The following is a 16,425-nucleotide window of genomic DNA, read 5'->3' on the forward strand; positions in this document are numbered from 1 at the left end:
TCACATTCAATATGTTCTTTATTGAACATAAACGGTGGCTAAATACCATCACCTTCAATAAACGTTTGCGAGTTACCATTAAATTGCTGATCCATATCCATCGATGGTTTATCAGAATTTGGTCGTCCAACGACTTTGGCAGGAATACCAGCCACAGTTGTATGGGGAGGTACAGGATTTAACACTACCGAACAAGAGCCAATTTTCGCCCCTTCACCGACTTCGATATTGCCTAATACTTTAGCGCCAGCGCCTATCATCACCCCTTCTCGGATCTTCGGATGACGATCGCCGCTCTCTTTCCCCGTACCACCTAATGTGACGTCCTGAAGGATTGAGACATCATTTTCAATGACCGCGGTTTCACCAATCACAATACCGGTCGCGTGATCAAACATGATCCCTTGACCGATTTTTGCCGCAGGATGCACATCGACTTGGCAAGCTACCGAGATTTGGTTTTGCAGATAAACCGCTAAGGCTTTTCGATCTTGTTTCCACAACCAATTAGCCACGCGATATCCTTGAAGAGCGTGACAACCTTTAAGATAAAGTAATGGAATAGAATACATCTCAATAGCAGGATCACGTTCAACAACAGCACAAATATCACGTGCTGCCGATTCAACTATCGAACAATCGCTAGCATACGCTTCTTCGATGACTTCACGAACAGCCATCGCTGGCATCGATGGTGTCGCCAATTTATTTGCAAGTATATAACTCAATGCAGCAGCTAGATCATCATGCTTAATAATCGTGGCATGATAAAAACTCGCGAGCATTGGCTCATGCTCTGACTGCTCTCGTGCTTCCTGCTTGATCGCTGGCCAAAGTTGGTGTTGTTGACATTGCTTCACGTCATCCTCTGCTTACTTATCTATTCTTCTTATAACTATACTTAATTAGTCAGGTATTACTTTAACCTGATTGCAAAAAAAAACAACGCGAGCCAAGGCTCGCGTTGTTGAAACAGAAGATAATAAGGTTGTTAGCTTTATATCTTACTGTTATTCATATTTTTTCTCGCGTGCGAGTAGTTCTTTAGCAGCCTCACGAGCATCTTTACCTTGATAAAGTACTTGATAAATTTGCTCAGAGATCGGCATCTCAACACCATTACGTTTCGCTAGTTGCCAAACTTCTTTGGTATTACGATAACCTTCAACAACTTGACCAATTTCCTGCTGTGCTTGCTCTACACTTTTACCTGCGCCTAGTGCTAAACCAAAACGACGGTTACGGGATTGGTTATCGGTACATGTGAGTACTAAATCACCCAATCCAGCCATCCCCATAAAAGTTTCAGGCTGTGCACCTAATGCCGCGCCAAGACGACACATTTCCGCAAGACCGCGGGTGATCAACGCTGTACGTGCATTGGCACCAAAGCCAATACCGTCAGACATACCTGCACCAATCGCAATCACATTTTTTACCGCGCCGCCTAGTTGCATCCCCGTAAAATCATTATTGCTATAAACTCTAAAGGTTTTATCACAATGAATCTTTTCTTGAAGATCAGCAACAAACTCCGCATCCGGTGATGCAACAGAAATAGCCGTCGGTAAACCCGCAGCCAGTTCTTGGGCAAAGGTAGGGCCTGATAACACTGCAAGTGGAATATCATTACCTAAAGCATCGACTGCGACATCTTTTAACAGGCGTCCAGTTTCTGGTTCTAACCCTTTGGTCGCCCAACAGATACGTGAATCTGAGCGTAAGAAAGGTTTTACTTGTGATAATACTTGACCAAATACATGACTTGGTACAACAACAAGTAAATCGCGGCTACCTTCAACAGCATCCTGTAAGTTTGACGTTACAATTAACGATTCTGGAAAGTGCACACCAGGAAGAAACGCTTCATTGGCACGATCAATTTCCAATTGTGCAATATGTTCTGGGTCATGGCCCCATAAAATAACATTGGCACCATTTCTGGATAACGCAATAGCAAGTGCTGTGCCGTAAGAGCCAGCACCTAATACTGCCATTGAAATCGTATTATTTGCGTTCTTAGTCATAATTGTTACTTTGCTTATTAAGCTTCAGCGTTTGCTTCTGCTTGGTTTTGTAAGTAGTTCATGAACAATGCATCAAAGTTTACTGGTGCTAGATTCAATTGTGGGAACGTACCCTTAACGACTAAGCTTGAAATTGTTTCACGCGCGTACGGGAATAGGATGTTCGGGCAGAATGCACCTAGGCAATGTGCTAGTTGAGGTGCTTCCATACCTGCAACAGAGAAGATACCACCCTGCTGAACTTCACAAAGGAATGCATTCTCTTCTTCATTCTTAACTGTAACAGTCAGACGAAGTACAACTTCATACACACCTTCAGCTAGTTCGCGACTTTGAGTATCAAGATCCAATTTCACATCTGGGTTCCATTCTTTTTGGAACATATCAGGTGAATTAGGCGCTTCAAAAGAAACGTCTTTTAGGAAGATACGTTGAATTTGAAAGTTTTGTTGTGCTTCTGTATTTGCTGCTTCAGCCATTTCCTGAGTCCTTTTTGATGCTCGCTATTACGAGACTTAATGCGCCAGCACAGTGCTAACCACAGGCTGTATTGAATAAATAGACAGCGGTATGACTACGCGTACCGCACATCAAACAATGCGTTATTTTTTACCTTTGCTTTTTACTAACGGCAGGTTTGCTTCGTTCCAAGCAATCAGACCGTCTTTTAGTACATTAACATTGGTAAAACCCGCTTTACTCAAATCATTTGCGGTTGTTTGAGCGGTTTGACCTGTCTTACATACCACAATGATTGGGGCTGTTTTATGTTTTTCAAGCTCTGTAATGTTTTGTTCTTTAATTTGGCTTGGTAAAGCGTGAAGTGAGCCTGCAATATGACCCTTACGGTATTCGTCACGAGAGCGAATATCAACAAACACTCCTTCTTCACGATTGACTAAAACTGTTGCATCGTTAATACCAATTGTTTTATACGTTGCAGTTTTCTCTTTGACCATAGAACCGATGATAGCCACAACTAAACCGATCCAAACTAGAGATAAAATAGGGTTACTGGTTAAAAATTCAATATATTGTTGCATTTGCTTCGCTCTGTTTCATGGCTAAATGGCAGCCAAGATTAACGGGATTTTTAAAGGTTTTGAGTATACCGTTGTTACCTATCATGTACAGCAACGGGTATTCATTCCGCGCTTTAACTCACTTGTTGCTATTAATAAGTGATGCGCACCACCCAGTATAAAAGCGAATCTCGCACTTACCTATTAATGAAATAGAGAAAAACTGTGATCTAGGGCTTACACTCAAGACAATAAATGCATATATTTTGTCGAATAGGTCACAATACGCTCGACAGTAAGTTTGAACTTCTCCTACTGCTTTCAATACTTTCTGTAGTAAAATCACATTAATGGATATTACAATTACCTTAAAAATGCTTTTATATTAAGCAGTTAAGGCAATTGATATAGATTTTCATTTATTCGAAGAGGGACAGAACATGTCTGCGAAGAAACCACTTGCACTTGTTATTTTAGATGGTTGGGGCTACCGCGAAGACAATGCGGATAACGCCATTGCTAACGCTCAAACACCAGTAATGGATGGGCTGCTTGCTCAAAACCCTAACACACTAATTTCAGCTTCTGGTATTGATGTTGGTCTACCTGACGGTCAAATGGGTAACTCTGAAGTAGGCCATACTAATATCGGTGCAGGCCGTGTGGTATACCAAGATCTTACTCGTATTACTAAAGCGATCAGCGATGGTGAGTTTTTCGAAAATGAAGCACTTGTAACGGCTATCGACAAAGCAGTAAACGCAGGTAAAGCGGTTCATATCTTAGGTCTTCTATCTCCTGGTGGCGTACACAGCCACGAAGATCACATTGCTTCTGCAATTGAAATGGCAGCAAAACGTGGCGCAGAGAAAATCTACCTTCACGCATTCCTAGATGGCCGTGATACGCCACCTCGTAGCGCGAAGAATTCACTGGTTCGTTTTAATGAACTATTTGCCAAGCTAGGTAAAGGACGTACCGCATCACTGATTGGTCGTTACTACGCAATGGATCGCGATAATAACTGGGATCGCGTTGAAAAAGCGTACGATCTTATCACTGCTGCTAAAGCGGAGTTCACAGTCGCTAATGCCGTTGACGGTCTAGCTGCGGCTTACGAGCGTGATGAAAATGATGAATTTGTACAAGCAACTGAAGTACGTGCTGAAGGTCAAGAAGCTGCAATCGTGGCAGATGGCGATAGCGTTATTTTCATGAACTACCGTGCTGACCGTGCGCGTGAAATCACACGTGCATTTGAGCCAGGTTTTACCGATTTTGCGCGTGCACAATTCCCACAATTATCTGACTTTGTAATGCTAACGCAATATGCTGCAGATATTGAACTAACAACAGCATTCAAACCAGCAAGCCTAGACAATACATTAGGCGAATGGCTATCGAAGAAAGGCAAAAAACAGCTACGTATTTCTGAAACAGAAAAATACGCGCACGTAACCTTCTTCTTCAATGGCGGTAAAGAAGATGAGTTTGATGGTGAATCACGTCAACTTGTTGCTTCACCAAAAGTAGCCACTTACGATCTTCAACCTGAAATGAGTGCACCAGAGCTAACTGATAAGCTTGTTGCCGCAATCAAAGGTGGTGAGTTCGATATGATCATCTGTAACTACCCTAACGGTGATATGGTTGGCCATACTGGTGTTTACGACGCTGCAGTGAAAGCGTGTGAAGCACTAGATACTTGCCTAGGTAAAGTCGTTGCAGCGATTAAAGAAATGGACGGTCAGTTACTGATCACTGCCGACCACGGTAATGCCGAGATGATGGTTGACCCATCAACCGGTGGTATCCACACAGCACACACTAATCTACCAGTGCCACTTATCTACGTAGGTAGCAAAGACTTAGAACTTAAGTCAGGTGGTAAGCTGTCAGATCTTGCGCCAACGATGCTTTCACTAACAGATATGGAAATCCCTGCAGAGATGTCTGGTCAGGTGCTATACAATCTGAAATAATTATCTCCATGCGAGATATGATTAGAAAACATCTAAACAAAAAAATCCGCGCCAGTGCATTATGCACTGGCGTTCTTTTATGCATGACATTTGCCGTTCCATGTGCAGCGTCCAGTCAAAACCAGCTCGATGGCGTAAAACAGGAAATCTCACGTCAAAAAAATCAACTGGCAAGCAAGCAAAAGAAATACAACAGCTTGCAACAAGATCTAAAACAACACGAACTGAACATTGCCAAAGCTGCGAATGATATTCATGCGACAAACAATCAATTAGCAACCATTAAACGCGCTATTGATAAGTTAAATACGGAACAAACAGCACTAGAACAAAAACAGAAACAACAGAAAGCCGTTGTTGCTTCACTCTTAAATGCCCAATTTCGCCAAGGCCAAGACAGTGATATCGCCAGTTTATTAAGCGGTGAGGATTCAACACGCCTTGATCGAATGACAACCTATGCTGAGTACATCAGTAAAGCCCGTGTTAATGCCATCGATGCCCTTGATGCCACGCAAACTGAAATTCAAATGAAAGTGCACCAGCTCAACGAGCAAAAAACAGAGCAGCAACAAGCACTCAACACTCTTAAACAGCAAAAACAAACACTCGATCAACAGCAGCAATCACGTCAAAAAACGCTATCTAGCATTAAAAGTCAAATCGATAGCAGCAGTGAAGATTTAGCTGAACTACAAGCCAACGAAAGACAAATGCTCGCTGCCATTGCCAAAGCGAAAGCGGAAGCGGAAAGAAGAGCCCGTGAAGAAGCGGCAAGAATTGCCCGTGAAAAAGCGGCTGCTCAAGCACGCATAAAAGCGGCAAAAGAAGCCAAAGCGCGTGCTGCAGCTGAAGCTGAAGCACGTGAGATTGACAGACAATATGCAAACCAACAGGCACGTGTGCCGATGGACGGCCTTGCTCGCCATAAAGGCAAACTATACTGGCCAGTAAAAGGGACTATTTTGCATAATTACGGCTCGCACCAGCAAGGGCAATTACGCTGGAAAGGCATGGTATTTAGCACGCCAATGGGGAGCCAAGTAAAAGCTATTTATTCTGGTCGCATTATTTTTGCAGACTGGCTACGTGGCTATGGTTTGATGATTGGTATTGATCACGGTAAAGGTGACATGAGTTTCTATGGCTATAACCAAACACTACTGAAGAAAGTCGGTGATACGGTCCAAGCTGGAGAGCCAATAGCCTTAGTCGGTGACAGTGGTGGCCAAACCCAACCCGGACTCTACTTTGAGATCCGCCGTAAAGGCCAGCCAATAGATCCTAAACCTTGGCTTGATTAAGCTCAACTCTAATACTAAAAATAAAAAGGTTGGTGATAGTTATTATCCCAACCTTTTTGAATATCGCTTCTTTCGCAACGGATTTTTAACGCTTTGCTTGCTGTTCCTGTTGCTCGTAATACTGTTTCAATGCTTCTACACGTTCGCAGCCTAACGGTGTTGCCAGCGGCCTTACAATATTAAGTATCTGAATAACACCTTTATAGATAACCGTTGGGGTTATTTTAGCACCAGCGACTTGGGTCGTTTGATAGCTAATCCAACTTGATGCTACCATCAGCAACGTCTCAGCCAAGGTTTTCAAATCTTCATCATCGATATCAACCAATCCACCTTCTTTTAAGCTTTGCATCAATATCGCGATATTACTGCGAAGTTGCGCCTGTGCTTCGAGATATTTAAGCTGTAATTCAGGATCACGACGTAAAATATCAGGCAAATTTGCGTAGAAAAAACGATAGCGCCACATCAGCAAAAATACGGCATCGAGGTAACTCAACAGACTTTCTGTCGTTTCCGCTTCACTACGCGGTTGAAAGCTCACTTGTAAGTCAGTGGCATATAAATCAAAAATACTGTGGATGATCTGTTCTTTATTTCTAAAATGATAATAAAGATTACCCGGACTGATCGCGAGATCGGCGGCGATATGGTTCGTCGTTACGTTTGGCTCTCCACGCTCATTAAATAACGCTAAAGCAGCATGAATAATTCTGTCTCGGGTTTTCATTTGATTGACTTCCTTCGCCCTTCTTCTACATATAATGTATCATAAGTTAACGTTTTTTTTGCTCTGTAGCGCCATAGCTACAAGTTGTTATTTCATCAATGAAGGATTTTCTCCCATGATAATTGTTACTGGCGGCGCCGGCATGATCGGCAGCAACATCGTAAAAGCCCTTAACGAGCAAGGTTGTAACGATATTTTAGTGGTGGATAACCTCAAAGACGGGACTAAATTTGCCAACCTTGTCGATTTAGACATTGCCGATTACATGGACAAAGAAGACTTCATCACCCAGATTATGGCGGGAGATGAGTTCGGAAATATTGAAGCCATTTTCCATGAAGGTGCTTGCTCAGCAACCACTGAGTGGGACGGTAAATACATGATGCTCAATAACTATGAGTACTCAAAAGAGCTTTTACATTACTGTTTAGAGCGCCAAATCCCGTTCCTTTATGCTTCATCTGCAGCAACCTATGGTGGTCGCGATCATGATTTCATCGAAGAAAAGCCATACGAAGGTGCACTGAACGTTTATGGTTATTCGAAACAACAATTTGATAACTATGTTCGCCGTATTTGGCAAGATGCCGAAGCACATGGTGAGAAACTATCGCAAATCACTGGCTTCCGTTATTTCAATGTGTACGGCCCGCGTGAGCAACATAAAGGCAGTATGGCTTCTGTCGCCTTTCACCTAAACACTCAAATTACTGCAGGTGGCAACCCAAAACTGTTTGAAGGCTCTGAAACCTTTAAGCGTGATTTTGTTTATGTTGGCGATGTATGCAAAATGAACCTATGGTTCTTAGCAAATAGTGTATCCGGTATTTTTAACTGTGGTACAGGCAATGCTGAATCTTTCCAAGCAGTAGCTGATGCTGTCGTTAAATATCATGGCAAAGGTGAAGTTGAGTCAGTTCCCTTCCCTGAGCACCTAAAAGGTCGTTACCAAACTTACACCCAAGCAGATCTGACTAAAGTGCGCGCTGCAGGCTATACAGAAACGTTTAAATCTGTTGCTGAAGGCGTTGCAGAATACATGACAATCCTAAACAAATAATAACGATATGATTGATAACCATTACGATAAACAAGCTTATAACCCACAATTTGAATGGTCTTTTCTAGCACCTAAATATTGGGGGACATGGCTTGCCGTTATACTCGCTTCTCTATTTTGCTTGCTGCCCCATAACGCACGCCGCGCAATTGCGAGTACCTTTGCTAAACAAGCTATCAAGTTAAAGAGCAAATCAAACCATCGTGCGCGCGTAAACTTACAGATGTGCTTTCCTGACAAAACCGATGCTGAACGTGAAGATATTCTACTGCAAAGTATCACCACCGCAGGTACATTCTTGCTGGGATTTGCATCGTTAAGTGTACGTAGCAAATTTTGGTTAGAAGATAATACCGTGATCCGCGGGATGGAGAATCTCACCACTCTCACCGATCAGCAGCAAAGCGTGATTTTGTTAGTCCCTCACACTTGGGCGATTGATATTCCTGCGGTACTGCTTGCATCACGCGGTTTACCTGTTTCTGCAATGGCGAAAAAGCAGAAAAACCCAGTCTCAGACTGGTTGATGCATCGTCAACGTGTGCAATACGGCGGCCGTGTTTATGAACGCAGTGGTGGTATTAAACCGTTTATTAAATCGATTCGCGAAGGGTACTTAGGTTACTACTTACCCGATGAAGATCTTGGCCCTGAGCACAGCGTATTTGTCGATTTCTTTGCTACCACCAAAGCAACAATGTCAGGTCTTGGCCGACTGTCTAAATTAAGTCGCGCAAAGATCGTACCGCTTTTTGCGATGTACAACAGTGAATCAGGTAAATATGAATTAGATTTCTACCCTGCTCTGCCTTTCCCTAGTGAAACTGAAGAGCAAGATGCCCGCATGATGAACGAATGTATCGAGCAATACGTGAGTGAGCGTCCAGAACAATACATGTGGATTCTGCGTTTATTAAAGACACGACCTAATAGTGATAAGAATCCGTATGAATAGTAATAAACTCTTTAATAAATTAGCCGACTTTCTAATTTTACTTCCGATTTTTTGGAGCTTTACCGGTTTATTTCATTTATATAATGGCGATAAGATTCTGGTTGTGTTAACGCTTATTTCAGCATTAGTCTCAGTTATTAAGTATAAAAAATCCGCCATTGTTATCAACATAAAAAGTAAATATGTCTGGTTAATGTACAGCCTTTTATTTATATCAATAACCGCAGATATTCTAAATTTATATAACCCAATAAATATAAGAGCTATCGCAATTCTCTGTGTATTTTTAACCTTTTTACCTTGCCAATTAATCACTAGAAAAGTTTTAATATTCTCATGCTGTATTGGTTGTATTAATGCGTTGCTTTTTGTTTATCACTTTACATATATAGATCCAGTAAATAGACGTTTCTGGCCTATTAATGCAATCCCATTTGCTACTTATATTTGTTTTATCTCGGCTATTACTTTCATATTATTTCTTACTGGTAGTACACTTAAAGAAAAAGTCGTTCTTAGTTTAACTTTAGTAATTTCTATCATGAGTCTAGCTATAACAGAAACTCGTGGAGCTCTTGTTGCATTATTACCAACACTAATAAGCATTTATTTCTATTATTCATATCAACGAAAAACGTTAAAGAAAAGTTTTGTTATTAGCATAATAAGTATCACTCTAATCTTTTCTGCAATCTATCCAATTATTAAAGAGAGAATAATTCAAACCCAACAAGAGATCACACAAATAGACGATGGTAACACTGATACATCTATAGGATTAAGATTAAACTTTTGGAAAGCAGGATTTAACTTAATTGAACAGTCACCGTTTGTTGGTTATGGTCACAATTACTATTCTCAATTAAACCAGTTAGCAAAAGAAAAAGTTATTACTCAGGATGCAGCTAATTATAAACCAATACACTTTCATAACCAGTTTATAGATATTGCTGTAAAATGTGGTCTTTTCGGCTTAGCTTTTTTATTAGTCATATTATTTATTCCTATTTTCTTTGTTAGAAATAAATCTTCATTAAATGCTATTAGTATCTACTCTTTTATATCTATTTTGATATTAGCGGGATTAACTGATGTACCTTTCTTTCATAAACAGGTATTTATAATCTATTTTTTATGCATTGGAATATTTCTTAACAGAGATCATTTTCATTAAAAAACAGAGGGGCCTTATAGCCCCTCTTTTTTTACTTTATATATAAAATCAATATATTCTTGAGCAATATTTTCAGCAGAAAATTTATCATAGCTCGATAATAGTATTTCATTATCTACATCTATTAATATTTCATCTATTTTTTTAGCAATAACATCTGGTTCGAATGAATCAACCAAATACTTCAATAAATCCCCTGAAAGGATTTCAGAAGGCCCACTTGGACAATTGACACTGATCGCTGGAGTACCACAAATTAATGATTCAACAAGTACGTTACCGAACCCTTCATGACTTGACGTCAATATTAACATTTTAGCTTGGCGCATAATTGAATAAGGGTTTAAACAGAAAGGATAAATAAAGACTTGATCTTCTACTCCTAATATCTTTGCCTTATTTCTTATATCCTGTTCTAAACTACCTTCACCTATGATGACAAGGTTGATCTTACTTTTCATCTTAACAAGAGTTTCAAGCAATAAATTTAGATTTTTCTGCTTCTCTAATCGCCCAACAAAAACAATAAAATTTTCTGGCAATTCATAAATAGTATTTTGTAAAGATAGTTTTTTTATTTCTTCTAATGAAAATGGATTATAAATCCTAGATATTGACTTATAACTATTTTTTGAAGTTTCTATTAAAAAGTCTTTAATTCCATCAGATACACAAACAACATGCTTACCTGAAATCTTTTTTGTTATTTTATTTTTATATTTCCAACGATTATATAAATTTTTATTATTGTAAGTATATTCATCTGAGTTATGAATACAATAAATTAGTCGAGGATCATTAATATAAGAGATAATATCGTTTGTCTCACCATGTTCAGAAAAAATAACATCAAAACTTTTTTCTTTTTCTTCTGTTTTTAACCATTGTAAAAATTTTTCAGCTTGAATATTCGCTTTTTTATATTTAACTTTTTCAGTAATGGATAAAACATGATGTTTAATATTTTCTGATACAGCTAATTCTTTTTCAGAAGTCAGAGTAATAAACTCACATTGATATCCAAGTTTTGTTAATGCTTCCGCTAGACGAACAGTAACAACTTGAACCCCTTCAACCTTTAGATCTCGTAAAAAAAATCCAATTCTCATTTTATTGCCTTCAATATATTTGTTCTGGCTTCTTCTAGTTGTTCATATCCGAACTCATATACATATACACTATCATTATCGCAAATAGGCTCTCGATTAAAGATGGTCTGAGAATACATACCTAATGGTTTCCACTCTTCATAATTCATTCTATTTTCACGATATATACCAATTACAGGTTTATCTAATGCCGAAGCCATATGTACTACTGCGGTATCAGGAGTCAATGTAAAATCAGCCTTATCGATAATAGCTAAAGACATTTCAAGGCTCGCTTTATCTGTCGGTAAGAGCAAATTAGACGAAGAAAATTGGCTGATCAGCTTCGTTAAAAATTTCTCTTCACCTGGTGTTGGTAATAAAACTAACAAGTCTTCAGGATACTTATCCAACCAATACTTCATCAAAGATACTGCTTTTTCAAAACTAAATCGTCTATATTTACCTGAACCAAAAAAGTTAATACCAACTATATTTTTATAATCTTTATCTATTATTAATGAGTCAAGAAATTCAAGCTCTTTATTATAGTTTGGTACAGGAGGTTTTTCAGAAGTCAAACAATCTTTATTCGTTAAAATTTTTGTCGCATTAATATATCGTTGATAAAAATGCGTCTGATTACTGTCAATAGAAACATCAATGATATTAAATCTATCCGCACTGAATCCTAAATAATGTTTGGCATTTATGTATTTCGCAATAAATATCTCTTTGTAAGAAAAACCATTTGACACATCAACAAATACGTCATATTTATTTTTATAAGGCTGTAATGTTTTACGTAAATTATGCTTGCCTAATAAAATATATTCATCGATAAAAGAAACTTTATTTAACCATAACTTAGTTGTTTGACGACATATAACGGTAATTTTTATGTCTGGGCGATGTAAACGCAGGTTATTGATAAGAATGCCAGCCATAATACAATCACCAAGCTTATCATCCCAACGAAATATAACTATATGCTTCACATCTTCTGCGCAAAAAACATCGGAACAGTCCCGATGATCATAAAGCGCACAAGCCGCTTTAAGTTTTATCGCTTTTTGTGTATTTCGAACGGTGCGCCACTTTGCTTTTAGTCGCTTAATCAAATTCATCTGATAACCTTTACTAAACATTTTTCATAAATACAATGATGATATTCGATATCTTCATTCTATTAATGCGACAATATTATCAACACCAAACACATCAGTTAATTCAACCGAACACTTACTTTAACTTATTATTTTTTAAAAAAAATTTAGTACGCCTACATAAATTAATCTTCGTTTCAAAATACACAGGAAAGACGTATAAACAACGTTCAAAAAATAGACCCAGCTTTTCTTTTAAAGGGTAGTTTACGTCAAATCTAGCATCACAATATTTTTTATAGAGCTCCTGCCACTCTCTATATTGATAATGAGCACACTTCCCTTTCGGCTTAGAAACTCTCACCTTTTCTTTAAATTTCTTACATAGTCCTAAACCAATATCTTCTGCAGAAGCAACAACTAAATTATTCGCCATGCACAACTCTGATTGATAAATGGTATGTTTGTTATTATCTAGCAGTCCATTTAAGTGAATAGTTGGATCAAACTGTTTTAAGGCATTAAGAAATAGTAATTGTGTACAATCAACAGGGTAGTCTGGATAGCCATCATTTAACATCCCCGGCTTAGTTAAGGTAAATTCAGGGATTAATTCAAACTGCCACAGCGCCAAAACATCTTCGGTTAAACCAAAATAAAAGAAATCACTAACATGAAAAGCGACTCGATGCCCCTTCGCATATTTACGTGTAAAAATATTTGGCACAACAACCCGCTCTTTTAAAAACTTAAACGCATCGCAACGACTTTTATATTGCTGTTGAATATTTATAAAATCATTCGATTCGAGGTAATTATCACTTCTCAGCTTTACCACATATTTGGTTTGTACTTGCTTTAATCCAGCTAGCGTCGATACTATTTGACGGTTATTGTTATAATACTGTGGAGTTCCATTTTTCTTGTAATATCGAGTATTGGGGCCAGGATCTTCACTTATGACTAATTGATCATAATCTAAGCCCGCTAAATCTTGATCTTTCCATGTCGACAGTATGATATGAGCGCCAGGTAGCGTCTGTCGCACTGACCTTAAACAACGCTGGGTTATGCCATCTTCTTGTTGTCTATCCGCAAATGTCTGAACCGGTCCTTGGACAACGACAGTAATTTTTTCAAATGGTATAGAATTGTTATTAATTTTTAGACCCAAATCCAAAATAGGGATACCTCGTCATCATTTATGACAAAAAAAGACTTCATTATATTAATCAGATAAACTATTGGGCAAACATTCTACATGAAGATTGACCGAAAATGAAAAGACTGGTTGTTGATTTAGATGGCACCTTAACGCAAGCTGATACCTCTGATTATAGAAATGTAAAACCTCGAAAAGAAATTATCGATAATTTATACACTTATAAAGAAAAAGGCTTTGAGATCGTTATTTTTACTGCCCGCAATATGCGTACGCATGATGGGAATATCGGTAAAATTAATATCCATACTTTACCACTTATCATCGAATGGCTAGATAGATACAATGTTCCTTATGATGAAATAATTGTTGGTAAGCCTTGGTGTGGTCATGACGGCTTTTATATTGATGATCGCGCAATTCGCCCGTCTGAATTTGCAGCCCTCTCTCACGACGAAATCAATGCATTAATTGCAAAGGAGAAAGTATGTTCTTAATCATGTCAGCGGCCTATGTTGATATGGAATTACAATCTGAGTTTGGTGCTCTTCCCCCAAGTTTTCTTCCGCTTGGTAACCGTCGTTTATTTCAACATCAAAACACTGTTATTCCCCAAGGTATAAAGAAATATATTTCACTTCCTGAATCATATTCAATATCTCCAACGGATGCGACTTGGCTAGAAGAAAATAACTTCACGATATTATCAACGCCTGACGGTTTATCGCTCGGTGCATCGCTCGTTGCTGCCATAAGTCTTATCGAAGATAATTTCGACAGTCCTCTACATGTATTATTTGGCGATACGCTAATTACTCAATTACCACTTGGTAATAATCTCGTTGCAATCACCGAGGTAGAAGACGGTTATAATTGGGCCACAATTAACAATAGCCCGAACTCTCCATGGTTATCAGCAAAAAATACCTTTACATCGAGTAATCAAATGGTTTGTGGCTATTTTAAATTTAATCAGCCGCGACAATTAATTCGACTTATCACCCAAAGTCATTGGGACTTTCTTGAGGCTCTCAATCGTTACCACAACCAAATTGGCTTACAAACAATCAGTACTGATCATTGGCTTGATTTCGGACACGTTAATACGTATTACCGCTCAAAAGCAAAGTTCACGACGCAAAGAGCTTTTAACGAATTGCTCATCACTCCAGACTGGATTGAAAAATCAAGCTCAAAAAATATAAAGATTAAAGCCGAAGCAAAGTGGTTTGAACTATTACCTTTCGAGATGCGCCACTTTATCCCTCAGTTTATGGGATCACAAGAAAGCCAAGGACGCTATAAATATCGTTTAGAATATTTACACCACACGGCATTAAATGAGCTGTATGTTTTTTCTGAATTACCGACAATTGTTTGGAACAACATCTTTAACAGTTGTATTAACTTTATATCTCAGTGCCAAGAATTTCCCGCACCGCATGATGTCACTTGTTCTTCGCTAGATGATCTCTTTGGCGAGAAAACAGCAAGTAGACTAATTGAGTTCTGTGCCAGCCAACACATATCACTCGAAGATGCTTGGTTGTTTGATGGAGAAGAAATCACATTAAATGATATTCTCAGCACCTCATCACAATGGCTACCAACAGATAAATCGCAACCATCAGTCATGCATGGCGACTTTTGTTTTAGCAATATTTTATATGATTTTAGAACCAATCGAATAAAGACCATCGATCCACGAGGATTGACACCGAATAATGAACTCACCATTTATGGTGATACTCGTTACGATATTGCAAAGTTAAGCCACTCGGTACTAGGACTCTATGATTGGATCATCGCTGGCTACTATCAAGTTGATATAACGAATAAAGATATTACTCTGCACATCCCAAGCACTCAGAGACAGCAAGATTTACAACAACTATTCATTGAGATTGTAGGAAAGAAATTTAATCTTACCCCTATGAATTTGTATGCGATGCAAATCCAATTATTTTTATCAATGTTGCCGCTACATAGTGATGATCAGCAGCGCCAAGATGCACTTTTTGCTAACGCATTTAGACTTTACCAAATATTGAAAAGGTATGCCCAATGATAATCATTCCGATGGCAGGCTTAAGCTCTCGCTTTTTTAAGGCTGGATACACGCAGCCTAAATACATGCTAGATGCGCATGGTATGTCTCTTTTTGGCCATGCTGTAACCAGCTTCAAAGCCTATTTTTCAACAGAGACTTTTTTATTTATTGTGCGTGATGTTTACCAAACACCCATTTTTGTGGAACAACGTGCGAAAGCTCTAGGGATACAATCTTTCTCCATCGTGACTTTGACACAAGAAACCCGAGGGCAAGCGGAGACCGTCTACCTTGGCTTACAACAAATTGAGCAAGATAAAAGCCAGCCAATCACTATATTTAATATCGATACCTTCAGACCTGATTTCATTTACCCCGATTTATCTTTATTAGGTCAAGGCTATCTCGAAGTATTTAAAGGTAGCGGCGATAACTGGTCTTTTGCCAAGCCTCGTTCAACACACTCAACTGAAGTTGTCGAAACAGCAGAGAAACGAGCAATCTCTGATTTATGCTGTACTGGTCTTTATCATTTTGCCCACCAGCAAGATTTTGAAACGGCCTATCAGCACTATCTTGCTTTGCCACAAGAGGAATGGGAAAAGGGAGAGCTTTATATTGCCCCGATGTACAATTTTCTCATCAAGAACAATCAATCAATTCACTACCACCTAATCGAGCGCGAAGATGTTATCTTTTGTGGCATCCCTAGTGAGTATGATGACTTTAAAGCTTGTAGAATATAAACCTACTCGTTTATTTTGA

Annotated in this window: 16 protein-coding genes; 8 read left to right on the forward strand and 8 right to left on the reverse strand. The window is 38.8% G+C overall.

Features of this window, described 5'->3' with window-relative positions; all coding sequences use genetic code 11:
* Positions 1–38: 38 nt before the first annotated feature.
* The 4 genes from cysE to C9J41_RS13030 all read right to left on the reverse strand — a co-directional run bounded on the left by cysE (position 39) and on the right by C9J41_RS13030 (position 3,070).
* Complete coding sequence (cysE, locus tag C9J41_RS13015; protein WP_105061133.1) at positions 39–860, reverse strand: serine O-acetyltransferase; 822 nt, start codon at positions 858–860, stop codon at positions 39–41.
* 150 nt (positions 861–1,010) lie between these two features.
* On the reverse strand, positions 1,011–2,027 hold the full coding sequence (gene gpsA / locus C9J41_RS13020) for an NAD(P)H-dependent glycerol-3-phosphate dehydrogenase (RefSeq protein ID WP_107294675.1): 1,017 nt from the start codon (positions 2,025–2,027) through the stop codon (positions 1,011–1,013).
* 17 nt (positions 2,028–2,044) lie between these two features.
* Positions 2,045–2,506 carry a protein-export chaperone SecB gene (gene secB, locus C9J41_RS13025; protein ID WP_045083845.1) on the reverse strand — a complete coding sequence of 154 codons (462 nt, stop codon included), beginning with the start codon at positions 2,504–2,506 and terminating at the stop codon, positions 2,045–2,047.
* A 123-nt stretch (positions 2,507–2,629) separates the two neighbouring features.
* Entirely contained in the window at positions 2,630–3,070 is a 441-nt protein-coding gene (locus C9J41_RS13030; protein ID WP_005371904.1) for a rhodanese-like domain-containing protein, read from the reverse strand.
* A gap of 419 nt (positions 3,071–3,489) precedes the next feature.
* On the opposite strand from C9J41_RS13030, the gene gpmM reads away from it, so the two are divergent.
* Together gpmM and envC are read left to right on the forward strand one after the other, a co-directional pair.
* Positions 3,490–5,031, forward strand: a complete 1,542-nt coding sequence (gpmM, locus tag C9J41_RS13035) for a 2,3-bisphosphoglycerate-independent phosphoglycerate mutase (protein ID WP_107247075.1) — start codon at positions 3,490–3,492, stop codon at positions 5,029–5,031.
* Between the two features lie 8 nt (positions 5,032–5,039).
* Positions 5,040–6,335, forward strand: a complete 1,296-nt coding sequence (gene envC / locus C9J41_RS13040; protein WP_107207463.1) for a murein hydrolase activator EnvC — start codon at positions 5,040–5,042, stop codon at positions 6,333–6,335.
* An 85-nt stretch (positions 6,336–6,420) separates the two neighbouring features.
* On the opposite strand, the gene C9J41_RS13045 is transcribed toward envC, so the two are convergent.
* Entirely contained in the window at positions 6,421–7,065 is a 645-nt protein-coding gene (locus C9J41_RS13045) for a TetR/AcrR family transcriptional regulator (RefSeq protein WP_107207462.1), read from the reverse strand.
* Positions 7,066–7,180: 115 nt separating this feature from the next.
* Here C9J41_RS13045 and rfaD point away from each other — a divergent pair, with 115 nt between their 5' ends.
* Genes rfaD through C9J41_RS13060 form a run of 3 tightly spaced genes read left to right on the forward strand, consistent with a single transcriptional unit; the run spans position 7,181 to position 10,254 of the window.
* A complete protein-coding gene (gene rfaD, locus C9J41_RS13050; RefSeq protein ID WP_107207461.1) occupies positions 7,181–8,125 on the forward strand; it encodes an ADP-glyceromanno-heptose 6-epimerase in 945 nt (314 codons plus the stop codon).
* 7 nt (positions 8,126–8,132) lie between these two features.
* On the forward strand, positions 8,133–9,080 hold the full coding sequence (lpxM, locus tag C9J41_RS13055) for a lauroyl-Kdo(2)-lipid IV(A) myristoyltransferase (RefSeq protein WP_107290836.1): 948 nt from the start codon (positions 8,133–8,135) through the stop codon (positions 9,078–9,080).
* The gene (locus C9J41_RS13060; RefSeq protein ID WP_107294676.1) at positions 9,073–10,254 is read left to right on the forward strand and encodes an O-antigen ligase; all 1,182 of its coding nucleotides are present in this window, start codon (positions 9,073–9,075) and stop codon (positions 10,252–10,254) included. Before lpxM ends, C9J41_RS13060 begins: the two co-directional genes overlap by 8 nt.
* A 14-nt stretch (positions 10,255–10,268) precedes the next feature.
* Here C9J41_RS13060 and C9J41_RS13065 read toward each other — a convergent pair whose 3' ends face one another.
* The 3 genes from C9J41_RS13065 to C9J41_RS13075 form a co-directional block, all read right to left on the reverse strand.
* Positions 10,269–11,363 (reverse strand): glycosyltransferase, encoded by a 1,095-nt coding sequence (locus C9J41_RS13065; RefSeq protein WP_107294677.1) that lies wholly within the window; start codon positions 11,361–11,363, stop codon positions 10,269–10,271.
* Positions 11,360–12,469: a glycosyltransferase family 9 protein gene (locus C9J41_RS13070; protein WP_158259681.1), complete on the reverse strand. Its 1,110-nt coding sequence runs from the start codon at positions 12,467–12,469 to the stop codon at positions 11,360–11,362. The genes C9J41_RS13065 and C9J41_RS13070 overlap by 4 nt, the downstream gene beginning before the upstream one ends.
* A 115-nt stretch (positions 12,470–12,584) precedes the next feature.
* Positions 12,585–13,628 carry a WavE lipopolysaccharide synthesis family protein gene (locus tag C9J41_RS13075; RefSeq protein ID WP_233220413.1) on the reverse strand — a complete coding sequence of 348 codons (1,044 nt, stop codon included), beginning with the start codon at positions 13,626–13,628 and terminating at the stop codon, positions 12,585–12,587.
* Between the two features lie 98 nt (positions 13,629–13,726).
* Here C9J41_RS13075 and C9J41_RS13080 point away from each other — a divergent pair, with 98 nt between their 5' ends.
* From C9J41_RS13080 to C9J41_RS13090, 3 genes are read left to right on the forward strand one after another with little or no spacing between them, the layout of a single operon-like run.
* Positions 13,727–14,107 (forward strand): HAD-IIIC family phosphatase, encoded by a 381-nt coding sequence (locus C9J41_RS13080; protein ID WP_107294679.1) that lies wholly within the window; start codon positions 13,727–13,729, stop codon positions 14,105–14,107.
* The gene (locus C9J41_RS13085; protein WP_107294680.1) at positions 14,098–15,678 is read left to right on the forward strand and encodes a capsular biosynthesis protein; all 1,581 of its coding nucleotides are present in this window, start codon (positions 14,098–14,100) and stop codon (positions 15,676–15,678) included. The genes C9J41_RS13080 and C9J41_RS13085 overlap by 10 nt, the downstream gene beginning before the upstream one ends.
* Positions 15,675–16,406 carry a glycosyltransferase family 2 protein gene (locus tag C9J41_RS13090; RefSeq protein ID WP_107294681.1) on the forward strand — a complete coding sequence of 244 codons (732 nt, stop codon included), beginning with the start codon at positions 15,675–15,677 and terminating at the stop codon, positions 16,404–16,406. Before C9J41_RS13085 ends, C9J41_RS13090 begins: the two co-directional genes overlap by 4 nt.
* The last annotated feature ends 19 nt before the right edge of the window (positions 16,407–16,425 follow it).

It is taken from the genome of Photobacterium sp. GB-50 (assembly GCF_003026755.1).
Classification (GTDB): domain Bacteria; phylum Pseudomonadota; class Gammaproteobacteria; order Enterobacterales; family Vibrionaceae; genus Photobacterium.

Coding starts and splice junctions, on each gene's coding strand:
- C9J41_RS13085 (WP_107294680.1), top strand. CDS start 14,098: ATGTTCTTAATCATGTCAGCGGCCTATGTTGATATGGAATTACAATCT.
- C9J41_RS13065 (WP_107294677.1), bottom strand. CDS start 11,363: ATGAGAATTGGATTTTTTTTACGAGATCTAAAGGTTGAAGGGGTTCAA.
- C9J41_RS13045 (WP_107207462.1), bottom strand. CDS start 7,065: ATGAAAACCCGAGACAGAATTATTCATGCTGCTTTAGCGTTATTTAAT.
- secB (WP_045083845.1), bottom strand. CDS start 2,506: ATGGCTGAAGCAGCAAATACAGAAGCACAACAAAACTTTCAAATTCAA.
- rfaD (WP_107207461.1), top strand. CDS start 7,181: ATGATAATTGTTACTGGCGGCGCCGGCATGATCGGCAGCAACATCGTA.
- C9J41_RS13030 (WP_005371904.1), bottom strand. CDS start 3,070: ATGCAACAATATATTGAATTTTTAACCAGTAACCCTATTTTATCTCTA.
- C9J41_RS13080 (WP_107294679.1), top strand. CDS start 13,727: ATGAAAAGACTGGTTGTTGATTTAGATGGCACCTTAACGCAAGCTGAT.
- lpxM (WP_107290836.1), top strand. CDS start 8,133: ATGATTGATAACCATTACGATAAACAAGCTTATAACCCACAATTTGAA.
- gpmM (WP_107247075.1), top strand. CDS start 3,490: ATGTCTGCGAAGAAACCACTTGCACTTGTTATTTTAGATGGTTGGGGC.
- C9J41_RS13070 (WP_158259681.1), bottom strand. CDS start 12,469: ATGAATTTGATTAAGCGACTAAAAGCAAAGTGGCGCACCGTTCGAAAT.
- C9J41_RS13090 (WP_107294681.1), top strand. CDS start 15,675: ATGATAATCATTCCGATGGCAGGCTTAAGCTCTCGCTTTTTTAAGGCT.
- envC (WP_107207463.1), top strand. CDS start 5,040: ATGCGAGATATGATTAGAAAACATCTAAACAAAAAAATCCGCGCCAGT.
- gpsA (WP_107294675.1), bottom strand. CDS start 2,027: ATGACTAAGAACGCAAATAATACGATTTCAATGGCAGTATTAGGTGCT.
- C9J41_RS13060 (WP_107294676.1), top strand. CDS start 9,073: ATGAATAGTAATAAACTCTTTAATAAATTAGCCGACTTTCTAATTTTA.